Origin of the sequence: Kitasatospora sp. NPDC057936 (assembly GCF_042887525.1) — a bacterium.
GTDB lineage: Bacteria > Actinomycetota > Actinomycetes > Streptomycetales > Streptomycetaceae > Kitasatospora.
The window spans coordinates 96,312-117,859 of the sequence record NZ_JBHVPD010000002.1; the positions used below are offsets into that span (position 1 = coordinate 96,312).

At 72.5% G+C, this 21,548-nt stretch carries 24 protein-coding genes; 12 read left to right on the plus strand and 12 right to left on the minus strand.

The features are described 5' to 3' along the window. The first annotated feature begins 237 nt into the window (after positions 1 to 237). Complete coding sequence (locus ACFVU9_RS01570) at positions 238 to 984, plus strand: dienelactone hydrolase family protein (RefSeq protein ID WP_387588849.1); 747 nt, start codon at positions 238 to 240, stop codon at positions 982 to 984. A 1-nt stretch (position 985) separates the two neighbouring features. Here ACFVU9_RS01570 and ACFVU9_RS01575 read toward each other — a convergent pair whose 3' ends face one another. Beyond that, positions 986 to 1,765, minus strand: coding sequence for an alpha/beta fold hydrolase (locus tag ACFVU9_RS01575; RefSeq protein ID WP_387588851.1), 780 nt, complete (start codon positions 1,763 to 1,765; stop codon positions 986 to 988). A gap of 72 nt (positions 1,766 to 1,837) precedes the next feature. Here ACFVU9_RS01575 and ACFVU9_RS01580 point away from each other — a divergent pair, with 72 nt between their 5' ends. Next, on the plus strand, positions 1,838 to 2,257 hold the full coding sequence (locus tag ACFVU9_RS01580) for a MarR family winged helix-turn-helix transcriptional regulator (protein WP_387588853.1): 420 nt from the start codon (positions 1,838 to 1,840) through the stop codon (positions 2,255 to 2,257). Here ACFVU9_RS01580 and ACFVU9_RS01585 read toward each other — a convergent pair. Next, positions 2,254 to 3,453, minus strand: a complete 1,200-nt coding sequence (locus tag ACFVU9_RS01585; RefSeq protein WP_387588855.1) for an FAD-dependent oxidoreductase — start codon at positions 3,451 to 3,453, stop codon at positions 2,254 to 2,256. The two genes, ACFVU9_RS01580 and ACFVU9_RS01585, sit on opposite strands and share 4 nt — an antisense overlap. Before the next feature lie 162 nt (positions 3,454 to 3,615). Here ACFVU9_RS01585 and ACFVU9_RS01590 point away from each other — a divergent pair, with 162 nt between their 5' ends. Continuing rightward, positions 3,616 to 4,203: a TetR/AcrR family transcriptional regulator gene (locus ACFVU9_RS01590; protein ID WP_380447507.1), complete on the plus strand. Its 588-nt coding sequence runs from the start codon at positions 3,616 to 3,618 to the stop codon at positions 4,201 to 4,203. An 18-nt stretch (positions 4,204 to 4,221) separates the two neighbouring features. Here the strand turns inward: ACFVU9_RS01590 and ACFVU9_RS01595 are convergent, their stop codons facing one another. Together ACFVU9_RS01595 and ACFVU9_RS01600 are read right to left on the minus strand one after the other, a co-directional pair. Next, a complete protein-coding gene (locus ACFVU9_RS01595) occupies positions 4,222 to 5,055 on the minus strand; it encodes an NAD(P)H-binding protein (RefSeq protein WP_387588857.1) in 834 nt (277 codons plus the stop codon). After that, the gene (locus ACFVU9_RS01600; RefSeq protein ID WP_387588859.1) at positions 5,052 to 5,480 is read right to left on the minus strand and encodes a nuclear transport factor 2 family protein; all 429 of its coding nucleotides are present in this window, start codon (positions 5,478 to 5,480) and stop codon (positions 5,052 to 5,054) included. The genes ACFVU9_RS01595 and ACFVU9_RS01600 overlap by 4 nt, the downstream gene beginning before the upstream one ends. 111 nt (positions 5,481 to 5,591) lie before the next feature. On the opposite strand from ACFVU9_RS01600, the gene ACFVU9_RS01605 reads away from it, so the two are divergent. Together ACFVU9_RS01605 and ACFVU9_RS01610 are read left to right on the plus strand one after the other, a co-directional pair. Next, a complete protein-coding gene (locus ACFVU9_RS01605; protein WP_387588861.1) occupies positions 5,592 to 6,188 on the plus strand; it encodes a TetR/AcrR family transcriptional regulator in 597 nt (198 codons plus the stop codon). Positions 6,189 to 6,288: 100 nt separating this feature from the next. Then, complete coding sequence (locus ACFVU9_RS01610) at positions 6,289 to 6,840, plus strand: AAA family ATPase (protein ID WP_380501369.1); 552 nt, start codon at positions 6,289 to 6,291, stop codon at positions 6,838 to 6,840. 82 nt (positions 6,841 to 6,922) lie between these two features. Here ACFVU9_RS01610 and ACFVU9_RS01615 read toward each other — a convergent pair whose 3' ends face one another. Continuing rightward, positions 6,923 to 8,395, minus strand: a complete 1,473-nt coding sequence (locus ACFVU9_RS01615) for a hypothetical protein (protein WP_387588863.1) — start codon at positions 8,393 to 8,395, stop codon at positions 6,923 to 6,925. Between the two features lie 383 nt (positions 8,396 to 8,778). On the opposite strand from ACFVU9_RS01615, the gene ACFVU9_RS01620 reads away from it, so the two are divergent. Further along, positions 8,779 to 9,828, plus strand: a complete 1,050-nt coding sequence (locus ACFVU9_RS01620; RefSeq protein WP_387588865.1) for a glycosyltransferase — start codon at positions 8,779 to 8,781, stop codon at positions 9,826 to 9,828. Positions 9,829 to 9,916: 88 nt separating this feature from the next. Here ACFVU9_RS01620 and ACFVU9_RS01625 read toward each other — a convergent pair whose 3' ends face one another. Both ACFVU9_RS01625 and ACFVU9_RS01630 read right to left on the minus strand, forming a co-directional pair. Next, positions 9,917 to 11,422 carry a DUF2079 domain-containing protein gene (locus ACFVU9_RS01625; RefSeq protein ID WP_380501363.1) on the minus strand — a complete coding sequence of 502 codons (1,506 nt, stop codon included), beginning with the start codon at positions 11,420 to 11,422 and terminating at the stop codon, positions 9,917 to 9,919. A gap of 210 nt (positions 11,423 to 11,632) precedes the next feature. Continuing rightward, complete coding sequence (locus ACFVU9_RS01630; RefSeq protein WP_380447522.1) at positions 11,633 to 11,929, minus strand: hypothetical protein; 297 nt, start codon at positions 11,927 to 11,929, stop codon at positions 11,633 to 11,635. Between the two features lie 183 nt (positions 11,930 to 12,112). Between ACFVU9_RS01630 and ACFVU9_RS01635 the strand changes: the two genes are divergently transcribed. Together ACFVU9_RS01635 and ACFVU9_RS01640 are read left to right on the plus strand one after the other, a co-directional pair. Continuing rightward, positions 12,113 to 13,945: a glycoside hydrolase family 15 protein gene (locus ACFVU9_RS01635; RefSeq protein ID WP_387588868.1), complete on the plus strand. Its 1,833-nt coding sequence runs from the start codon at positions 12,113 to 12,115 to the stop codon at positions 13,943 to 13,945. 262 nt (positions 13,946 to 14,207) lie between these two features. Then, complete coding sequence (locus tag ACFVU9_RS01640; protein WP_380447524.1) at positions 14,208 to 14,417, plus strand: DUF6243 family protein; 210 nt, start codon at positions 14,208 to 14,210, stop codon at positions 14,415 to 14,417. 225 nt (positions 14,418 to 14,642) lie between these two features. Here the strand turns inward: ACFVU9_RS01640 and ACFVU9_RS01645 are convergent, their stop codons facing one another. After that, a complete protein-coding gene (locus tag ACFVU9_RS01645) occupies positions 14,643 to 15,062 on the minus strand; it encodes a RidA family protein (RefSeq protein ID WP_387588870.1) in 420 nt (139 codons plus the stop codon). A gap of 44 nt (positions 15,063 to 15,106) precedes the next feature. Continuing rightward, positions 15,107 to 15,613, minus strand: a complete 507-nt coding sequence (locus ACFVU9_RS01650) for a cupin domain-containing protein (RefSeq protein ID WP_380447326.1) — start codon at positions 15,611 to 15,613, stop codon at positions 15,107 to 15,109. A gap of 85 nt (positions 15,614 to 15,698) precedes the next feature. Here ACFVU9_RS01650 and ACFVU9_RS01655 point away from each other — a divergent pair, with 85 nt between their 5' ends. Both ACFVU9_RS01655 and ACFVU9_RS01660 read left to right on the plus strand, forming a co-directional pair. Continuing rightward, positions 15,699 to 16,202 carry a MarR family winged helix-turn-helix transcriptional regulator gene (locus ACFVU9_RS01655; protein ID WP_380447328.1) on the plus strand — a complete coding sequence of 168 codons (504 nt, stop codon included), beginning with the start codon at positions 15,699 to 15,701 and terminating at the stop codon, positions 16,200 to 16,202. A gap of 478 nt (positions 16,203 to 16,680) precedes the next feature. After that, positions 16,681 to 17,775: an alpha/beta hydrolase gene (locus ACFVU9_RS01660; protein ID WP_387588872.1), complete on the plus strand. Its 1,095-nt coding sequence runs from the start codon at positions 16,681 to 16,683 to the stop codon at positions 17,773 to 17,775. On the opposite strand, the gene ACFVU9_RS01665 is transcribed toward ACFVU9_RS01660, so the two are convergent. Further along, entirely contained in the window at positions 17,726 to 17,929 is a 204-nt protein-coding gene (locus tag ACFVU9_RS01665; RefSeq protein ID WP_359971493.1) for a cold-shock protein, read from the minus strand. The two genes, ACFVU9_RS01660 and ACFVU9_RS01665, sit on opposite strands and share 50 nt — an antisense overlap. A gap of 415 nt (positions 17,930 to 18,344) precedes the next feature. On the opposite strand from ACFVU9_RS01665, the gene ACFVU9_RS01670 reads away from it, so the two are divergent. Beyond that, entirely contained in the window at positions 18,345 to 18,572 is a 228-nt protein-coding gene (locus tag ACFVU9_RS01670; protein ID WP_380447332.1) for a hypothetical protein, read from the plus strand. A 372-nt stretch (positions 18,573 to 18,944) separates the two neighbouring features. Then, positions 18,945 to 19,715: a pirin family protein gene (locus ACFVU9_RS01675; RefSeq protein ID WP_387588874.1), complete on the plus strand. Its 771-nt coding sequence runs from the start codon at positions 18,945 to 18,947 to the stop codon at positions 19,713 to 19,715. A 58-nt stretch (positions 19,716 to 19,773) separates the two neighbouring features. On the opposite strand, the gene ACFVU9_RS01680 is transcribed toward ACFVU9_RS01675, so the two are convergent. Both ACFVU9_RS01680 and ACFVU9_RS01685 read right to left on the minus strand, forming a co-directional pair. Next, positions 19,774 to 20,751: an RNA polymerase sigma factor gene (locus ACFVU9_RS01680; protein WP_387588876.1), complete on the minus strand. Its 978-nt coding sequence runs from the start codon at positions 20,749 to 20,751 to the stop codon at positions 19,774 to 19,776. 86 nt (positions 20,752 to 20,837) lie between these two features. Next, a complete protein-coding gene (locus tag ACFVU9_RS01685) occupies positions 20,838 to 21,413 on the minus strand; it encodes a hypothetical protein (protein ID WP_387588878.1) in 576 nt (191 codons plus the stop codon). Positions 21,414 to 21,548: the final 135 nt, after the last annotated feature.

A 21,548-nucleotide genomic window follows, 5' to 3' on the forward strand; every position in this document is an offset into this window, starting at 1 on the left:
GCATCCGACGACCGTCCCCGATCAGTGGATCGGCAGCGCCCGGCGCACTAGGGTTGTCGGCGATGACTACCGGGACGGCCTTGCGCCACACACGGATTGCTGCCCCGGCGCTCCGCTGAGCGCCGGACGGGCCGGTACGGGCCCACAGTTCGATCGAAGGCCCGGCTCTTGCGCGCGGGCCCCTCCTCCGTCGTGTTCGACCTCGGGTTCGAAGCACCGACCACGACAGGAGACTCCATGCCCACCCGTACCGCGACACCGCTGATCCCCACCCCCGACGGCCGGGCCGACGCCTTCGCCGCCTTCCCCGAGCAGGACGGGCCGCATCCCGGGGTGCTCATGTACCCGGACGCCTTCGGCATCCGCCCGGTGATCCAGGAGATGGCCCGCGAGCTGGCCGGGCACGGCTACTACGTGCTCGTGCCCAACTTCTTCTACCGGCAGGGCCCGTCGCCCGTCGTCGAGCTCCCCGAGTACATCGACGACGACGCCCGGGACGGAATCGTCGGGCAGTTGATGCCCCTGGTCCGGGCGCACACGACGGAACTGACGCTCCGTGACGCCGACGCCTTCGTCCGCTTCCTCACCGCCCGGCCCGAGGTCGCCGCCGGACCGGTCGCCGTGACCGGCTACTGCTTCGGCGGCCTCCTCGCGCTGCGCACCGCCTCGGCCCACCCCGGGCAGGTCGCCGCCGTCGCCGGATTCCACGGCCCGGTGGTCGCCGAGGGGCCGGACGGCCTGCACCGCCTCCTGTCGGCCATCACCGCCGAGGTCCACCTCGGCCACGCCGCGAGCGACCTGACCCCCGAGGCCCTCGCCGAGCTCAACCGGGCCCTGGACGCGGCCGGCCTCACGTACACCTCCGAGATCTACCCCGGCACCGTCCACGGCTTCACGATGTCCGACACCTCGGCCTTCGATCCGGACGGCCTGAAGCGCCACTGGGAGCAGCTGCTCCCCCTCCTGGACCGCGCGTTGACGTAGGTCACTCCCCACCGTGCAGGTGGGCGTCGATCAGGGCGAAGGTCGCCTCCGGCTGTTCGATCTGCGGGAGGTGGCCCGCCCCGGCGATGAGCTCGAAGCGCCCGTCGCCGAAGGCGTCCGCGTACGCCGCGCCGTAGGCCGGGGTGACGACGCGGTCGCTCTCGCCCCACAGCACGAGGGCGGGCACCTCGACGCGCGGGAGGCGGTGGAGCAGCTTGGGGTCGTGCATGTAGGGGTCGGCGGCGAGGACGCGCATGGTGGCGATGTTGGCCTGGTGGGCGGCGACCTGGTCGGCGGAGAGGCCGGCCGGGTCGACGAAGAAGCGGTCGGGGTCGTGCCAGGAGTGTTCGGCGGCGGCGCGGGCGTCGAGGGCGAAGAAGTCGGTGATCGGCTCGCCCTCGATCCGCACGCCGACGGCGTTGATCAGGACGACGCCGGTGACGATCCCGGTGGTGTCGAGCGCGGCCATCTCTGCCGCCGTCCAGCCGCCCAGTGAGGAGCCGACGACCAGGACGTCCTCCAGCCCCCGCTCGTGCAGCATGCGGAGGTAGAAGAGGGCGAGGTCGTCGACGCCGGCCAGCCAGTCGGGGCGGGGGGTGCCGTTCCAGCCGGGGTGCGTCGGCGCGATGGTGTGCGCGCTGCGGGAGAGGTGCTCGGCGAGGCCCGCCACCGTGTGCGGGCCTCCGCCGCCGTGCAGCAGCAGGACCGGCCTGCCGCGGCCGGCCTCGGAGAGGGTGAGGGGAAGGTCGCCGTACATGACGGTGGTGTGGAAGAGGGTCATGGCCCCAGGGTAACTAAATATCTTTATATAAGCTAGCTTGGTTATCGGGCGGACCCGGCCTAGACTCGCCCCATGCATGGTGAGCTGCAGGTTCTCGGACGAGCGGTCAAGCAGGCGCAGTACCGGCAGCACCGGGCGCTCGACACCGCCCTGGCCACCGTCGGTACGACGCTGGCCCAGTGGGACGCCCTGCGGGCGATCGGCCGCTCGCCCGGGGCGTCCGCCCGCGCGCTCGCCGCGGCGACCTTCCAGAGCGAGCAGGCCTTCGGCACGCTCGCCGGCCGCCTGACGGCCCAGGGCCTGGTGGAGCGCCGGCCGGGGCACGGGCGGCGCATCGAGCACCACCTCACCCCGGCCGGCGAGCAGGTCCTCGCCGCCGGGCACCGGGTCGCCGACGAGGTGCTCGCCGAGTGCTTCGCCCCCCTGCCGCCCGGGGACCGCGCCACCCTGCTCGACCTGCTCCAGCGCCTCGGCGGGGAAGCGGACGGTTAATCAGCCTGGCGGTCGCGGTACGCCGCCGCGGCACGCTGGTACTCCTGGTGCTCGGCGGCGTGGTCCGGGATGTAGGAGCCCGAGGCGAAGAACCGCTCCAGCGCCTCGTTGGCGCCGACGGCGAGCGGGCCGGAGCGGGCGAACATGGCCGTCTCGTACCGGATGACGGCGGCGTCGAGCGTGGGCTCCTCGGCTATCGCGCGGGCCAGTTCGGCCGCGTCGAGCATGGCGAGGTTCGCACCGTGGCCGCCGAAGGGCGACATGAGGTGGGCCGCGTCGCCGACGAGCGTCACGCCGGGGACGTGCTCCCAGGCGAGCGGGGCGGGCAGGGCGTGGAGCGGCCGGTTGACGCAGCCGCCGTCGCCGTCCGTCACGAGGAGCAGCAACTCCTCGGCCCAGTCGTTGAATTCCGCCCGCAGGAAGCCCCGGACGGCTTCGGCGTCGGCCGGGTCGACACCGGCGGCGACGTGCCAGTCGAGGGCGGCGCGGATGCCGACGTAGCCGCGGACGCGGTCGCCGCCGTTGCGCTGGACGATGATCGCCTGACCGTTGCCGTTGTTCGCGAACACGTGCCCGTCACCGACGAGTTCGGCGACCCGGGGGTGGCGGCGCTCGACGTCGTCGAAGCGGACTTCGAGGAACGTCACCCCGCTGTACCGGGGCACCGCGTCGCTGACGAGCGGCCGCACCCGGGACCACGCGCCGTCGGCCCCGATCACCAGGTCCGCCTCGGCCGAGGCGCCGTCCGCGAACTCCAGCCGGTGCCGCCCCTCCCCCAGCGGCACCGCCGCGACGAGCTTGTGGCCCCAGCGCACGGTCCCGGGCTCGACGTGGGCGGCGAGCATCGCGCGCAGCTCGCCGCGGTCGATCTCGGGCGCCGCGACGTCCCCCTCGTCGGGGACGAACGAGGCGAGCACGGCGCCGCGGTGGTCGAGCCGGAGCTTGGCCTGCCCCTCGGGCCGGGCGAGTTCGGCGAACGCCTCCATCAGCCCGGCGTCCTCCAGCGCGATCTGCCCGGAGTCGGCGTGCAGGTCGAGGGTGCCGCCGGGGTCGCGGGCGTCGACGGACGCGTCGGCGTCGTACACCGTGACCTCGATGCCGCGCAGTTGCAGCACCCGGGCGCAGGTCAGTCCGGCGGGCCCCGCGCCGATGACGGCGATGCGGGGCCTGCTCGTCGGGGCCTTCGTGGTCTCCATGGGGATCTCCTTCGCTCATGGCGGACGGCCACCCGTTCAGCCACTTACTGAACGGGCGCTCGGTAAGTGACGGTAGCCGAGCGGGCGCTCGGTAAGCAAGAGCCGAGCGGGCGCTCGGTAAGTGGATAGGATGGGACCGCTGCGACGAAGGAGAGGAAGACCATGGCCCCCACCAGCGGAACCGAGCGGCGCTCCGGCGCCGAGACGCGCGCCGAGATCCTGCGCGTCGCGCTACGGCTGTTCACCGAGAAGGGCTACGAGGCCACCACCACCCGGGACCTCACCGAGGCCCTCGGGCTCACGCGGTCGTCGCTGTACTACCACTTCCGCAGCAAGGAGGACATCGTCGCGAGCCTGATGTCCGAGCGCCGCCGCGACCTGGACGAACTCGTCGAGTGGATCACCGCCCAGCCGCGCACGCCCGACCTCCCGCGACGGGCCGCGCTGCGCTGGCTGGACGGCACCACCCCGCAGCACCTCCAGGCGATGCTCCTCGCGCACGCCAACCAGCCCCTGATGCGGCGCCTGGCTCAGAAGGGCGAGGACGTCCGCGCGGCATTCGACCGCGTCATCGACCTCCTCGCCCCCGAGGACGCCGGCCCCCAGGACCGACTCCTGCTGGTGATGGCCTTCGACACCGCCGGCGCGGCCCTGCTCGCCGCCAAGCCCACCGCCACGGACCCGAGCGACGTCCTCGCCGCCGCCCGCCGGGCCACGCGCGCGCTCACGGAGCCCGCCGCAGGCGCCTGAGGCGCGGGATCACCGCCCTCACGTCAACTCCCGTTCGGCGACGGTCCGGAAGCCGGTCGGCGGGCGGCCGGTCAGGCGCCGCACGGTGTCGGTCGTGCGGTCCTCCGCTCCCCCGGCGATCGCGCCGTCCATGCCGGCGAGCAGCTCGGCGAACTCGCGAGGCATCCCGGCGGCCAGGTGGTCCCGGAACTCGTCGTGCGTCAGGTGGTCGTGGACCACCGGACGTCCGGTGACCTCGGCGACGATCGCGGCGACATCGTCGTAGCTCAGCGCCTCCGGGCCGGTCAGGACGAGGTCGCCGTCGGGCGCGCGGTCGTCGGTGAGGGCGTGGACCGCCACGGCGGCGATGTCGTCCGCGTCGACGAATCCGACCCGCCCGTCCCCGGCCGCCGTACGGATGACGCCGTCCTCGCGGATGCTGTGGGCGTGGAGGTGCTCGCCCGTGAAGTTCTGCATGAACCACGAGGGCCGCAGCACCGCCCACTCCTCGAACAGGCCGGGCAGTGCCCGGTGCACCTCCCCCACCGCCGGACCGCCTTCCGGAACGGCCGACGAGCCGAGCAGCACGGCCCGCCGCACACCCGCAGCGCGGGCCCGGCGGAGGAACGGCAGCATGACGGACGCCGGGTCGGGCTCGCCGACGGGCGGCACGAGGTAGACGCGGTCCGCCCCGGCGAGGGCGTCCTCGAACGTGGCGGGCTCGTACCAGTCGAAGCGCACCGGCTCCGCGCCGGGCAGCGGAGTCGCGCGGCGGGACGCGGCCCTGACGCGGTGTCCGGCGGCGAGCAGTCGCGCGACCGTCCGGCTGCCGGTGGTGCCGGTCGCGCCGGTGACGAGGGTGGTGGCGGTCATCGGGCGACGCTCCCGGCGAAGTCCAGGCCCGGCTGTCGCAGGGCGAGCGGGTTCCAGTAGTCGCGGTAGACGGCCAACCGTCCGTCCCTGACGGTCACGATGGCGATGTACGTCATCTCGAAGGGGCCGCCGCCCTGCACGACGCGGCCCACCGCCCGCATCTCCACGACAATGGTCTCCGGGTCGGCGGTCTCGTGGATCCGCAGGTCGGGGAAGCCGCGCAGGTCGATGTGGTCCGGGTAGCCGCGCATGTAGTCCGCGACGGCCTCCTTCCCCTCCAGTCGTCGCGGCCAGCCCGGTGGCGCGAAGGGGAACTCCATCACGCCGTCCTCGGCCCACAGGCCGACCCAGGCGTCGATGTCCTTGTCCAGCAGCAGGCGCAGGCCGTGGCGGTACAGCTCCGCCGGCCGGGTGTTCGCGGGCATGGGTCTCGTCCCTCCGTCGCGTACGATACGGACCAGCGGTCCGCTTCACCGAAAGATACGGACCGTCGGTCCGCTTCGCAACCGACCCCTGCCACCCACCGGAGGACGACCGTGCCCGAGCGCAAGCCCCGCAAGGACGCGACCCGCAACCGGGCCGCCGCCCTCGCCGCCGCCGACACCCTCTTCGCCGACTGCCTGAGCCCCGAGGACGTCACCATGGCCGACATCGCCGACGCGGCCGGCGTCGGCAAGGGCACGCTCTTCCGCGCCTTCGGCGACCGCACCGGCCTCATCCGGGCCCTCTACGGCGCGCGCCTCGAACCCCTCGCGGCCGCCGTCGAATCCGGCCCGCCGCCACTGGGCCCCGCCACCCCGCCCGCCGAGCGCGTCCCCGCCCTCCTCGACGCACTGCTGTGCTTCAAGCTCGACAACCGGCACCTCGCGCTGGCCCTGGAGGGCACCGGCGCCGACAGCCCGTACCGGACGGACCACTACGAGCAGTGGCACACCCTCCTCCGCGACCTGCTGCACCGGCTCCCGGGCCTGGCCGACCCCGGCTTCACCGCCCACGCCCTGCTCGCCGCCACCCGCGCGGACCTCGTCGAACACCTGGCGGGCGAGCGGCAGACCCCCCGGAAAGACCTGCGGGCACAGCTGGCGGCCTTCACCGCCCGTGTCCTCGGCACACCCGGCGCGACGACTCCCTGATCGGGCTGAACACGCGTGTGCAGTAAGTCCGTTGCCCGATCGGCACCGGGCGGTGGAGACTGACCTCGTTCATGATCGACCGCGGAAACGAGGACCGCCCGTGCGAACCCCCTCCCCCGGCGCCCGCATCGATGACCGGGACGTCCTGCCACACCTCGACGGCACGGAACGCGGCCTGGTCGTGATGATGTGCGGCCTCCCGGGCTCCGGCAAGACCACGTACGCGCGAGTCCTCGAACGCCGCGGGTTCACCCGCCTGTCGATCGACGAGGTGGTGTGGACCCGCACCGGAGGCCGCGACGCCGCCGACCTCGACCCGGCGGGGTACGACCGGCTCAAGTCCGCCGCCGAGAAGGGACTTTGGGACGAGCTGATCCGTCTCATGGAGGCGAGGCGCCCCGTCGTCATCGACTACAGCTTCTGGAACCGCGCCACGCGCGAGCGCTACAAGGCCGCGATCGAGAGCCACGGCTGCCGGTGGGAGCTCGTCCGTCTCCGGGCCGACCTCGAAACCCTCCGCCGCCGCCTCTCGCACCGCAACCGGCGCAGCGACGCCAACAGCGTCACCGTCCCCGACGAGCTCCTCGAACGCTACTACGCCGCCTTCGAAGAACCCGTCGGCGAAGGCGAGTTCGTCATCGTCCAGACGTAGGCGCGCGACGGAACGGCGACGCCCGCCCCCGGCGCGGTGGCCGGGGGCGGGCGTGTCGGGGTGATCGGCGGAGCCGGGGAAATCAGGAGGTACGGCGGACGTACGGCTCCCAGGCCACCTTGATCGAGCGCCGCTCGGCAGATCCGGAGCGGAGCCGTGCCTCGGCGCCGAACGGCGGGGCACCGGAGCGCAGCCTGGCGGGCTGGTCGGAGATCGCCGTCCACGTGCCGGTAAGGGGATGACAGTTCACGGGGGTGGCACCGCTTGCGGTCGCGAAGTCGCAGAAGGTCCTGTACACCGTCCCGTTGGTGGTGATGGTCTCCACGGCGATGGTGTTGCCGTGGTCGGCCACAGCCACACCGCAGGCGGGGGCGGCGCCCACGGGGAGTGCCGGCGTGGCCGACCAGGTGGTGTGGTCGGCGTTCGGACCGTTGAGCGGCGCGCTGCCGACCTGGACGGCGCCGTTCTTGACCACGCCGGTGTAGAGCACCATCCCGTGGATCGTCGAGTCGATCGACATGCACGGGCCGGCGGGGCCCGTGTTGCCGGTCGCACCGGCCGGGCCGGTGTTGCCCGCAGGGCCCGTGTTGCCCGCAGGACCGGTGTTGCCATTGCTGCCCGCAGGACCGGTCGGGCCCCCAGGACCCGTCGGGCCCGCCGCGCCGGTGTTGCCGTTGCTGCCCGCAGGACCAGTGTTACCCGCAGGACCCGTCGGGCCCGTAACACCGGTGCTCGGACCCGCAGGACCCGTCGGGCCCGCCGCGCCGGTGTTGCCGTTGCTGCCCGCAGGACCGGTGTTGCCCGCAGGGCCTGTGTTTCCGGCCGGCCCGGTGTTGCCGTTGTTGCCCGCGGGGCCCGTCGGACCCGTAACGCCGGTGCTCGGACCGGCAGGACCCGTCGGACCGGCCGCACCCGTGTTGCCGGTGGCGCCGGTGTTGCCGGCAGGACCGGCCGGGCCGGTGTTGCCGTTGTTGCCGGCGGGGCCCGTCGGGCCCGTGACCCCGGTGCCCTCACCCGGAGGACCAGTCGGGCCGGTCGGGCCCGTGACGCCCTCGCCGGCGGGGCCGGTCGGGCCCGTGGGACCCGTCGGGCCGACGCACTCGATCACATGGCCGTGGTCGCCGTGGTGACCGTCGTGGGCGTGCTCGCCGTGGTCGCCGTGCTCTCCGTGGTCTTCGCCGCCGTCACGGAACGACCGGCCCGGGGCGCCCGACTGGAGCATCGACCCGGCGAGCTGGTGCACCATGTCGTGGACACCGTCGGCCGACGGCAGACCGCCGTCCGGCCCCTGCTCACTGCCACCCGGCCCCTGCTCGCCGCCGTCAGGGGACTGCTCGCCGCCCCACGAGTCGTGCTCGTCCGGCGGACAGCCCTCCTCGCCGTGGTTCCCGTACATCTGGTGGCTCGGGTGCGGGAAGTGGAAGTGCATCCCGCCGGCGAAGGCCGTGCCGCTGGTCGACACGACGGCCGCGATGAGAAGCGCCGCACCTGCGGCGCGCTGTTTGCGGCGGTTCGGCACCGCGGCCTTCCGGATCTGCGTTTGGTGTGAGGACACCCAGTACTCCTCGTCCATCGGAGATCGGCAGGATGAAGTGACCCCGCCTGATGACCGCCATTGACCTCGGGGAACGGCACTTCCTGGCGGCGACGGACCGGAGTGTCACCGGCCCGGCCCACAGCGACCACACGAATGGCCCGGCCCCGTTGGCCTGACACCGTGTTGGACCGCGGAACCGGAGCGGGCCCGAAATAGCATCGCCAGCGCGATGCGCGGGCCGGGCCGGCACGATCGGTCGCACCCGGTCCGCGCTCGGCTCCGCAGCCCGCCGCCCCCCATCCCGAGAGGCCGTTGTGGCACGACCTGACAGCTCCCCGCCCAGTGCACCCGTCCCCGGTCCGTCCCGCTCCGGCGACCGGAAGCCCACCATCTGCCTGTGCATGATCGTCAAGGACGAGGCGGCGGTCATCGAACGCTGCCTCGCGTCGGTGCGCGGCCTCGTCGACACCTGGGTGATCTCCGACACCGGATCCACCGACGGGACCCAGGAGCTGATCCGCCGTGCGCTGGCCGGGATCCCCGGCGAGCTGCACGAGGAGGCCTGGACGGACTTCGGCCACAACCGGACGCTCAACATCCGCCACGCCCGCGGCAAGGCCGACTACCTGCTGCTGATCGACGCCGACATGGTCGTGCGGCAGGACGGCCCGCTGCCCGAGCTCACGGCCGACTCCTACATGCTGCGCCACCCCGCCGATCTGGAGTACCGGATCAAGCGGCTGGTGAGCGGCACCGTCGAGTGGCGCTACGAGGGCTCGACCCACGAGTACCTGACGACGGACCAGCACGACCGCACCGCCGACCTCGACGCGCTGGTCATCGAGCACTTCGCCGACGGCGGCTCGCGCGCCGACAAGTTCGAACGGGACGCCCGCCTGCTCCGGCAGGACCTGGAGCGCGATCCCGGCAACGCCCGCGCGGTCTTCTACCTCGCCCAGACGATGCGCGACCTCGGGCGCACCGCCGAGGCGATCGAGCTGTACCGGCGGCGCGCGCGGATGGGCGGCTGGGCGGAGGAGGTCTACTACGCGCTGCTCCAGGTCGGCGTGCTGACCGCGGACGCCGGCGACTGGCCCTCGGCTATGGACGCCCTGCTCCAGGCCTGGGAAAGCCGGCCTCAACGACTGGAGGCCTGCTACCAGCTCTCGTCCCGGCTGCGCCTGATGGGGCGGTACCAGGCCGCGCACGCGTTCGCCCGGGCCGGCCTGGACCGTGGCGAACCGAACGACTGGCTGTTCACGGAGCCCTGGGTCTACCGCTGGGGGCTGCTCTTCGAGTACTCGATCACGGCGTACTGGGTCGGGGATGCGCGCGCGTCCCTGGACGCCTGCGACCGCCTGCTCGCCACCGCCGACCTGCCCCGGCTCTACCGTGAACAGACCCTGGCCAACCGGAAGTTCGCCGAACAGGCCGCACCCGCCACCGTCTGAACCGACACCGGCCGCCACACCGGCCACCGCACCGGCCCCGAGGCTCCCCGACCGTCCGGAGTCCTCGGGGCCGGCGGTCGCCCGCCGCTCAGCCGGTCCGGGTCAGCAGCACGTAGCCGTCCTCGTGGGCGACGTCGCGGTACCCGTGCGCGCGGTGCCAGTTCAGGCGGTTCTGCTCGATCTCGACCGTCAGCGGCCAGCGTTTGTTCCACGGCATCCAGGTGTCCACAAGGATCCACTGGGAGTCTGGCCGGCTGGGTTCCCAGCCGAAGAGGCCGACGGTGGTGCGGTTGGTGAGCTGCGGCACGAGGAGCGTGGAGGCCTGGACGGTGGCGCCGTCCGGGATCCGGTCCATCAGCCGCCGGGCGACGGCGAGCCGCGGGTCGGTCCGCCAGGTGACCGGCTGGACCAACTGCCAGAACGGGAACTGCGGCAGCAGCAACAGACAGACCGCCGCCGCTCCCAGGAGGTGGCGCCGCACGCTGCCCTCCCGTGCGCGCCGGGCGGCCAGGGCCTCGACGAAGGCGGCGAAGACGATCGGCATCAGCACCAGCGAGTAGTGGTAGCCGGTGCCCCAGTGGAAGGCGTTGGCCGAGAAGAACCGCCACACCACCGTCGGGAGCGCGACCCACACGAGCGAGGAGCGCAGCGCCAGGAACAGCGTGATGGCCAGCAGGAGCACCAGCGTCGTCGCCTTGGCCTCGGGGGTGATCAGGCCGATCGTCGCCTTGTACAGCAGGCCCGCCACGACGGTGTCCGTGTCGGGTCCGCCGCCCGGGCCGCCGTGCGGCCCCTCGCCCGAGCCGTCGACGTACGACCAGTAGGCGAAGTCGCCGCTCGGATTGAAGGCCGGCAGGACCACCAGGACGGCGAACAGCGACCCGGCCACTCCGGCCGCGGCCGTGACGAACCCCAGCCTCCGGCTCCCCCGCCGGGCGATCAGCAGGCCGATCACCGCCACCGTGAGTCCGAGGTCCTCCTTCACCAGCAGCAGCGGCAGCGCCCAACACGCCGCCGCACGCGGCCTGTTGTCGCCGAGCGCGGCCAGCGAGAAGGCCAGCAGGGGGACGGCGAAGGCCACCTCGTGGAAGTCGAAGCCGATCGCGCTGGCGACCCCCCAGGACAGGCCGTAGCAGACGCCGATCACCGCGGCGGGCCCCGATCCGAGCGCGCGTCGGGCCCAGAAGGCCAGTGGCACCATGCCGACGGCGACGAGTGCGGCCTGCACCACGAGCAGTGTCTCCGGGGTGCGCCAGACCCAGTAGAACGGGGCCACCAGCGCCAGGACCGGGGAGAAGTGGTCGCCCAGGATGGGGAAGCCGGGCGCCTTCAGCTCGGAGACGGGCAGGTGCCCGTCCGCGTAGGAGCGGACCACCTGCTCGAAGATGCCCAGGTCGTAGCTGTTGGAGAGCATCCGCTCGTGGATCCGCACGGACAGCGTCGTGTAGACGGCGAAGAGCGCCCCCGCCAGGCCCCAGATCCACCACGCACTGCCCACGACGGGCGGCAGCAGGTACGGCTGCGTGACCCGTCTCCCGGGGCCGGACTGCTGCGGTGGACGCGCGATGGTGCTGTCGGTGGGGGGTGCCTGCATGGTCACACCTTCCGGGAGCCGCTGTGGAGGCCGTCGTCGAGGCCGATACAGCACGGCGTTGCACCGGGATCGACGCCCAACAAGATGTCAGGAACGCCTCGGCTCACCGGGGGAAGGAATAACGCGGGCGGCACAGGTTCAACCGATTGGCCGCACCAGCCGGCCGCCACGGCGGGCTGTCAGGCGCTTCACCCACGCCGGCTACTTCAGCTACTTCAGCTCGAACAGCAGCGAGCGGACCTCGGTGGTTCCGCTGTTGTGCGTGGAGTGGTTCACCGCCGGGGACCACATCGTCCCGCCGGCCGTGAGCGAAGCCGCGGTGGTGCCGCCGGACTCGTCGGTGAAGACCACCTCCCCGTCCGCGAGGTTGTAGACGAGGTTGGCACGGTGGTGGTGCATGCCGGTCGTGACGCCGGGCCCGAGCCGGGCCTCCAGCAACCGGACCCGGTCGTTCTCGAAGAGGACCTTGTACACCTCGGGTGCCACCTGCACGGCGTCGGCTGTCACGGGAACCTCCTGGGCGCGGGACGGGAGCGTCGTTGACCTGCTCTTGACCGTAACGTCCGGTACACGGCCGCGCACGGCGGGTGCGCCAGGGGCAGACTCGACCGGGGATCCACGAAGCGGCGATCTACGATGAGAGGCGAGGTTCCATCTCCGGGTCCGCGTCGCAGCGGCGGGGAGGCCGACATGGCGTTCGACACCAATGGCTTCGAGCAGGCGGGCAGCCACCGCTACATACCGATCTCCGAACACGGCCTGATCGGCGATCTCCGCACGGCCGCCCTGGTCGGCACGAACGGCACCATCGACTGGTACTGCTGCCCGCGCTTCGACGCGCCCAGTGTGTTCGGGGCCATCCTCGACGCCGACCGCGGCGGGTCGTTCCAGCTGGCCGCCGACGTGCCCACGCGCACCCGGCAGTTCTACTTCCCGGACACGAACGTGCTGATCACGCGCTTCTTCGCCACCGACGGCGTCGCGGAGATCCAGGACTTCATGCCCGTCGTCGACGAGTCGCCCGAGACGGCCCGGCACCGGCTGATCCGGCGGGTGATCTGTGTCCGGGGAGTCCTGCCCTTCACCGCGCGCATCGCCCCGCGCTTCGGCTACGGCGCCGAGAAGCACACCGTGCACCTCGACGGCCACGAGGCGGTGTTCCGCTCGCCGTCGCTGACGCTCGCGCTGACCGCCACCGCGCCGCTGGAGAGCGACGGCCTCGACGTGTGGTCGCACTTCAAGCTCCTCGAAGGCGAGTCCGTCGTGTTCGCCCTCGACCGGATCGGCGACGAGGTCCCGACCCGGTCGTGCGCGTGCGCCGAGGCGCAGGAGCAGTTCGAGGCGACCGTCCGGTTCTGGCGCCGCTGGCTGGCCGGGTCGCGCTACCACGGGCGGTGGCGGGAGATGGTGCACCGCTCCGCCCTGGTACTGAAGCTCCTCACCTACGCGCCGACCGGCGCGATCGTCGCCGCGCCGACCACCAGCCTGCCCGAGCGGATCGGCGGCGAACGCAACTGGGACTACCGGTACGTGTGGGTCCGCGACGCCGCCTTCTGCGTCTACGCCATGCTGCGCCTCGGGTTCACCACGGAGGCCGAGGCGTTCATGGGCTTCCTCTGCGACCGCATGTCCGGCACTGCCGGCGCGGGCGGCCCGCTACAGATCATGTACGGCGTCGACGGGCGCGGCGAACTGCCCGAGTACGAGCTGGCGCACCTGGAGGGCCACCTCGGCTCGGCGCCCGTCCGGGTCGGCAACGCCGCGACCGGCCAGCTCCAGCTCGACATCTACGGCGCCATGATCGACTCCGTCTACCTGTCCGACAAGTGGGGGCAGCCGATCAGCAGCGCCGGGTGGGAGGACGTCGGCGCGGTGGCGGACTGGCTCTGCGAGCACTGGGACCAGCCCGACGAGGGCATCTGGGAGACCCGCGCGGGCCGCCGGGACTTCGTGTACTCGCGGCTGATGTGCTGGGTGGCGCTGGAGCGGGCGATCCGGATGGCGAACCGCCGCGGCCTGCCGGCCGACCTGCCCCGCTGGCGGCAGTCCCGGGACGCCATCTACCGGCAGATCATGCGGCGCGGCTGGTCGGCCGAACGGGGGGCGTTCGTCCAGTCCCTCGACGGCGGCGAGCTGGACGCCTCGCTGTTGATGATGCCGATGGCCAAGTTCGTCTCGCCCACCGACCCCCAGTGGCTCTCCACCCTGGACGCGCTCACGGCGGACCTGGTCTCCGACTCCCTGGTGTACCGCTACAACCCCGACACCAGCCCGGACGGCCTGAGCGGCTCCGAGGGCACGTTCTCGATCTGCTCCTTCTGGTACGTGGAGGCGCTGGCCCGCGCCGGCCGGCTGGAGGAGGCCAGGCTCGCGTTCGAGAAGATGCTCACCTACGCCAACCACCTCGGTCTGTTCGCCGAGGAGATCGGCCCGACCGGCGAGCAACTGGGCAACTTCCCGCAGGCGTTCACCCACCTGTCGCTGATCAGCGCCGCCTTCAACCTCGACCGGGCCCTGGGCTGACGCGACGCCGAAGGTGCGGGATCCCAGGGAAGGAACCGGCCGGCCCCGGGCGCTCGCCGAAGGCCCGGCCGACGCAGGGGCGGCGAAAAGGTTGGTGTGCAGGGCCGACGGAACCGGGTAATGTCTTTCTCATGTTCTTCCAGACGCCGATTTACGAGTGAGCGCGCGACGGGCCCCTGCTGACGTCCTTCGACGTCACCGCCCGTCCCCCACCGATGAATCCGTAGACCACTTCACTTCACCACCGGGAGAACCCACAACCGTGAGCAAGAACATCAACAACCCCGTGGGCATGGGCGGCGGCCAGCGCAAGAGGCAGTCCCGCGCCGAACGGCAGAACAACGGTCCGCACCGCAACCTCGACCGCCAGAGTGCAGCCGACCAGAAGGCAGAGCTGGTGCGCAAGATGCGCGAGAAGGCAGAAAAGGCTGAGGGCGCCGGGCAGGCGGACGGCGACACCGTACAGGGCTGACGCACCGCCGCCGCAGCGCGGCACCGCACGGGGCAGGGCTCGGACCGCGACGCGCGGTCCGAGCCCTGCTGCCGTTCCTGCGGGGGCTGTTCCTCAGCGACGGCCCCGACATGGAACGACGGCTGCGCGCGGCGACCCGGGCCATGTGAGCGGTCCGCTCCGGCTCGAACGGCGGCGGTACGGCGAGGGATTCCGCCGACCGGTGGGACCCCTGCGCGTGGGTGGTCAGCCCGCCGCCGCCGCCGTCGGCCGGACGGCGACCGCGTCGATCTCGAAGAGCATCCCCGGCAGGGCGAGCGAGGCGACCCCGCTGAGCGTCTGCGCGGGCAGCCGGTCGCCCCAGGCCCCGGCCAGGGCCTTGCCGAGGACGGCCAGCTTCTCCGGGTCGTGGTCGACGATGTACGAGCCGAGCCGGACCACGTGCTCGAAGCCGAGGCCGACCCCGGCGAGCGCGGTGCGCAGGTTGGCGAGGGCGAGCTCCGCCTGGGCGGCGAAGTCGCCGGGCACGACCTGACCGTCGGCGTCGGAGGCGTACTGGCCGGCGATGAACACCGGTTCGCCGGGCGCGGAGGCGGCGTGGCTGTAGCCGAACGGCGTCGGGTCGTGCAGGCCGCGCGGGTTGGTGATGGTGCGGGTGTCGGTCACGGGTTTCCTCCCCAGGTGTCGGGCCGGGCTCGGTGCCGGGCGGTCTACGGCTCGGACCGGGCGGCTTCCTCCCGGGCGTCGCGCCAACTCGGCGACTCCAGGAAGTGGTTGTCGAAGAGGTCCTGCTTGGCGAGCAGTTCCTCGACCGTCGCCTCGCCCGCGCGGATCCGCTCCAGCAGGCGGAAGTAGTCGAAGCGCTCCACCCCGGGGGTGATCACGATCAGCAGGTCCGCCCCGGAGTCCGGCGCCGCCGCGAAGGCATGCGGCAGATGGGGCGGCACCACCACGAGGTCGCCGCTCCGGGCGGTGACCACCTCGTTCCCGACCAGCACCTGGGCCGAGCCGTCGACGACGAAGAACAGCTCCGAGGAGCCCCCGTGGTAGTGCGGAGTGGCGCCGTCCCTGCCGCGCCCCAGCGTGACGCGCAGGGTGCTCAGGGCGCCGCCGGTGGCGCTGGAGTCCGCCAGCAACAGCCCCTTGCCGCCGAGCATTCCGACGGTCTCGGCTTCGTCGCCCCGTACCACCACGGCTTCCGGTCCGATCAACGTCATTGGCCTCTCCCCACAGTGAGCGCTCAGATAGTTCCATCGCTGATAGTACTACGTCTAACTATCTCCCATCGAATAACATGCCCCCATGGATCACGTGGACGTCATGCTCGACCAGTGGAGCCGGGAGCGCCCGGACCTCGACCTGGCGGCGGTCGGCACCGTCGGCCGCCTCGGCCGCCTCGCGCTGCTCGCGGGCCGGGTCGTCGAAGAGGTGTTCAAGCAACACGGCCTCCAGCGCGGCGAGTTCGACGTTCTCGCCACCCTGCGCCGCTCCGGCGCACCGTACGAACTGATGCCCTCCGAACTCGCCGCGCTGCTGCTGATGTCGCGGGCCGGCATGACCAGCCGGATCGACCGGCTGGAATCGGCGGGCCTGGTGGAACGCCACACCGACCCGGCGGACCGGCGCAGCGTCCGCATCGCCCTCACCGCGGCCGGACGCGCCCTCGTGGACGCCGCCTTCACCGACCACGCGGCCAACGAGACCGCGCTGCTCTCCGCCCTCTCGGGCGAGGAACGGGCCACCCTGGACGGGCTCCTGCGCAAACTGCTCGCCGACGTCGAGGGCGCGCAGAGCCCGGCGCCCTGACGGCCCGCCCGACGCCGACACCCCCGAGGTCCAGCCACCCGCGACCGCTCCGGAACGCCGTCGGCTGCCGTACGCGGGGAACGTCACCTCGGCGATCTTCGCCACGCTCATGAGCCTGATCACCCGTTCCCAGCCCGGGCAACACCGCAGCCGGCGGTGGCAGAGGAAGTGGACACGGCCGCAGGACAACACTGGTGAACACCTCGGTGGGACAACCGCGAAACCCGTCGGCCAGCTCGACGTCTCCCACCTGCCCGGCCCGGACACCGGCATCGACGCCGGGCACGACGAGCTCGGCGGCCGGAAGTCCGCAGCCGTGAATTCCAGCACCAACTCGCTCACCACTCGCAGTGCAGGGCGTCATGGCGACCGGCCCTCGGACTCACCCGGACGGCCCCGCCCGGACCGCAGCCGGCGCCGCGCGGCACGAGGATGAGCGGGGTACAGCGGAGCACCGTCCGAGAGGGAGCGCGCGATCATGGCGATGGATCCGAGTATCCGGGCCCTCCTCCAGAAGTTCGGCCTCGACGGCCCGCCGCCGACCGCCGCGCCCACCGTGGAGCAGATGCGGGCCGGGAACCGGCAGCTGTCGCTCGCCGTGGCGCCCAGCCCGCCCCTGGCCGTCGGGTCGGTCGCCGAGGACACCCTCGCCGGCGTGCCCGTCCGGGTCTACCGCCCGGACACCGCCGGCCCGACGCCGACCGTCCTCTTCATCCACGGCGGCGGCTGGATCCTCGGCGACCTGGACACGCACGACGGCGTCTGCCGCCGGCTCTGCCGCGATCTCGACGCGGTGGTCGTCAGCGTCGACTACCGCCTCGCGCCGGAGCACCCGTTCCCGGCCGCGTACGACGACTGCGTGGGCGTGGCCCGCGAGGTCGCCGCGGGCATCGACCGGTTCGGCGGGGGCGTGCTCGCGCTGGCCGGGGACAGCGCCGGCGCCAACCTGGCCGCCGCGGTGGCGTTGGCGCTGCGTGACGACGGCACACCGGTCGCGGCCCAGTTGCTGGCCTACCCGGCGACGGATCTCAGCGGCCGGACCGATTTCCCCTCGATGACCGAGAACGCCACCGGTTATCTCCTGACGGCCGACGAGTGCCGGCACGACATCCAGCTCTACACCGGCGGCGACCCCTCCACCACGGCCGATCCCCGGGTGTCGCCCCTCCTCGCCGCCGATCACCGGGGCCTCGCGCCGGCGGTGATCGGCGTCGGCGAGCACGACCCGCTGCGCGATCACGCACTGGCCTACGCGGACGCCCTGGCCGCCGCCGGGGTCCCGGTGCGCCGGCATGTCTACCCGGGGCTCATCCACGGCTTCCTCAACTACGACAGCGTCTCGCCCGCCGTGGACACCGCTGTCACCCAGTTGTACGCCGAGTTCGGGGACTTCGTCCGCTCCGCACGACCGGCCTTCCGGCCGCCCGCCCGGCCCGTCAACCAACACCCGCACGGCCTAGGGGGCCCGTACCGCGCATTGCGCGGTACGGGCCCCTCACTACCGGACGAATGCCCGGCCGGAATTACAGCGGGCGGATGTTCTCCGCCTGCGGGCCCTTCTGGCCCTGCGTGACGTCGAACTCGACCTTCTGGCCCTCGAGCAGCTCGCGGAAGCCGTTGGCGTTGATGTTCGAGTAGTGGGCGAAGACGTCAGCGCCGCCGCCGTCCTGCTCGATGAAGCCGAAGCCCTTTTCCGAGTTGAACCACTTCACGGTACCGGTGGCCATGAGAAATCCCCTTCAAGAGACCGTCCGAAGTCCGCACATTACGGACTTTCGAGTCGCCGCGATGAGAACCCTCCGAAAAGCCGGAAAACGAAAAATGCGCCTGCGACAATCAGCAGGCGCACACAAAGTTCATGGGAACCACTACTGCAACTACTTCGACTGTAGCAGGCCCCGACCCTCCCCGGCGAACACTCCGCGCGAATTTTTCGGCCGCCCCGCCCGGGCCCGCCTTCGCCGCTCCGACCCGGCCGGCAACCGGCATGCCTGGCAGTACAGTTGGAGGCGTCCGCGCCACCGTCCGGCCCGGTCCTGATTTCGGGCCCGGCAGGGGGCGTGTCGGCCACGGCGCACACCGCACCGATTCGGACTCTCCGGGAAGACCCGTCCCACCGATTTTCGGAGCATACTGACCACGATGAGAAAACCACCGGCAGTCCGACGCCCCTTGCCCACCAGCCCCTTCAAAGCCCGGCCCGCCGCACCGCCCAAGCGGTTCGCCATGGGCGACCGCGTCACCCACGACAAGTTCGGCCTCGGCCGCGTCATAGACGTGGAGGACGGGCCCGAGGCCGCGGTCCTGGTCGACTTCGGCTCGCGACAGGAGCGGATCACCCCGCCCTACTCCTCCATGTACGCACTCTGACGGCCGCCGGACCGCTTCGCGCCCGCTTCCGGTCCCGGCCACGCCCGGGACCCCTGGAGCCGGAGCGGCCACCGGCGCCTTGAGCGTATCCCGGGCGAACCGTCCGCCCTCACGGGTGACGCTGCCAGTGGCAAGCGGGTGAACTCGTCCCCGCCCAGCCGACCGCCGCCGTCCGTGTCCAGCACGCAGAAGACGCGGCGCTTCGATTCCGGCACTGTGCTGCCTTCCGACCTCGTTCGGCGATCTTCCGGCACCGCAACTTCGCGCCGCCGTCCCACGGAATAGTTGAACGATGAACTATGTTGGGCGTGACGAAGGCACCACCGGGCACCCGAAGGCCGCCGCCGGGCGACCAGCCGAAAGGACCACGAGATGAGCACCGCCGCGAACCTCCCCCGCATCGACGTCCGCCGCTCCGACGAGCGCCTCTCGACCAAGATCGACTGGCTGGACTCCAAGCACTCCTTCTCGTTCGGTGGCCGCTTCGACCCCGCCAACACCCACCACGGGGTGCTGCTCGTCAACAACGACGACACCGTCCGGCCGGGCAGCGGCTTCGAGACCCACCCGCACCGCGACATGGAGATCGTCACCTGGGTGATGAAGGGCTCCCTGGTCCACCAGGACTCCACCGGCCACTCCGGCGTGATCTACCCCGGGCTCGCCCAGCGCATGAGCGCCGGCAGCGGGATCCTGCACTCCGAGAAGAACGACTCCTGGCGCCTGGGCGGCACCGACGTCCACACCGACCCCGTCCACTTCATCCAGATGTGGGTGGTCCCCGACGAGAGCGGCATCACGCCGGGCTACGAGCAGCTCGAAATCGACGACGAGCTGCTGTCCGGCGACCTGCTCCCGGTCGCCTCCGGGATGGCCAAGCACGACGGCGCGTCCGCCATCCGCATCAAGAACCGCTACGCCGCCCTGCACGTCGCCCGGCTGCGCCCCGGGCAGGACGTCGAACTGCCCGACGCCCCCTTCCTGCACCTGTTCGTCGCCCGCGGCGACGTCGTCCTCGAAGGCGCCGGCCCGCTCACCGCGGGCGACGCCGTGCGCTTCACCGCGACCGGCGGCCAGAAGGTCACCGCGACCGAACCCGCCGAGATCCTGGTGTGGGAGATGCACGCCACCATCGCCCCCTGAAGCCCCTGAGGCCCCTGAGGCCCCTGAAGCGGCCGCTGCCCGCCCGCCGACCGACCCCTCATCCGCTCACCGGCCGCCCCGGGAAGACCACCTGGAGCCGCTGGACCCGCCGGTCGCGGCGGAACATGAGCCACGCCAGCGTCGGCGGGCAGGGGTCGGCGGCGCCGGCGGGGTTGACGACGTCCATCTCCCAGATCGTGATGTCCCGGCTCGCCACCACGTGCCGCACGTGCTGGCGCACGCCCTTCTCCCGCACCTGCCGCATGACCGGGAACGGGTGCACGCGCTCCCCCGGCCGGCCGAAGCGGCCGGTCATCTCGGCCTGGTCCGGCCACAACTCCAGGATCTCCCGGGGCAGATGGCCGCGCGCCGACGCCTCCAGCGTCGCCACCGCCTCGTGCCGGCTCTCCTCCGCGAGGGCGGAGGCGTCGTCGTGCGCCCGCGCGGCGGTCGTTTCGAGCGCCTTCGCCATCTTCGCGCGCGCCTGGCTGAGCCGGCTGCGGACCGTGCCGACCGGCACCTCGCACACGGCGGCGATCTCCTGGTAGGAGGTGATGCCGCTGAAGTGCCGCAGCATCAGCACCAGCCGCAGTTGCGGCGGCAGTTCCTCCACTGCGCCCCAGATCCAGTCCCGCATCGCGTGCTGCTCGATGAACCGCTCTGGCGGTGACTGCTCGTGCCCGCGCAGCCGGACGAGGTCGCGCTCGTCCAGGCCGAGTGTCTCGCGCGAATCGCGTAGTCGCATGCGGCAGGCGTTGCGGACGACGGCCCTCAGCCACGCCCCGACGGCCGCCGGGTCCCGGACGTCGCCGATGCGGCGCAGGGCCGCCAGCGCGGCGTCCTGCACCACGTCCTCCGCGTCCGGTCCGCAGCCGAGCAGGCGCAGCGCGACGGCGCGCATCGCCGCCTGGTGGCGGGTCAGGAGCAGCCCGAGGGCCGCCGTGTCGCCGGCCTGGGTGCGGCGCGTGAGCGCCGCGTCGTCGGCAGAGGCGGAAGCGGTGGTGGACGTGGTGGAGGTGGTGGTGAGCGGTGCCATCGTCCGTACGCCTCCGGGAAGACCTTGCGCGCCAGGCCGGTTGAGGCCTTCCGGAGGACGATACGCCGGGCGCCGCGCCCCGGCGGCTACTGCTCCTGCGGGACGGGCACCGCCCGCGCGAGCAGCCGCGCCCGTGCGCGGGCGGGATGCACCCTCGTGAAGACCGCCGGGCCGGCCAGGCCGGCGACGTGGGCGGCGATCCCGACCCAGGCCGGGGCGTGGACCGCGCCGCCGACGGCCAGGCTCACGCCGATGAACGTGAACCCGGCGCCCCACGCGGCGGTGATGCGGTTGTTGACCGCGATGAACTCCGGCCGGTCCCAGTACTCGCGGGGCGTGCGCCGCCGCGCGATGCCGAGCGTGAACGGGCGGCGCAGCGCCAGGGAGCCCCAGGCGGTGACGGCCAGCCAGGCGAACGAGAGGATGCCGGCCGGCTTCGACAGCGCCGCGTGCGGCGCGGCGAGGGCCACCGCGCCCACGGCCGCGAAGTAGACGACGGCGCTGACCTCCAGGACGAGCGCGTCGAGGCCGACCCCGCGCCGCCGGTCCTGGAGCAGGAGCAGCAGTCCCGACGCGAGCCCGCCGAGCGCGCCCCAGCGCCAGTCGAAGGACGAGACGGCCCCGGAGACGATCCAGGGGACGAATCCGCGCAGATAACCCATGGGAAGGAACCTCGCTGAGATGGTGAGGGTGGATGGCTGACACGGACTGGATGCACGGCGGGCGCGGAAGTTCGATCCCCGGCGCGTGATGCCGGTCACACGGGGCCGCCTCGGCGGGCGGGTCTCGCCCGTCCC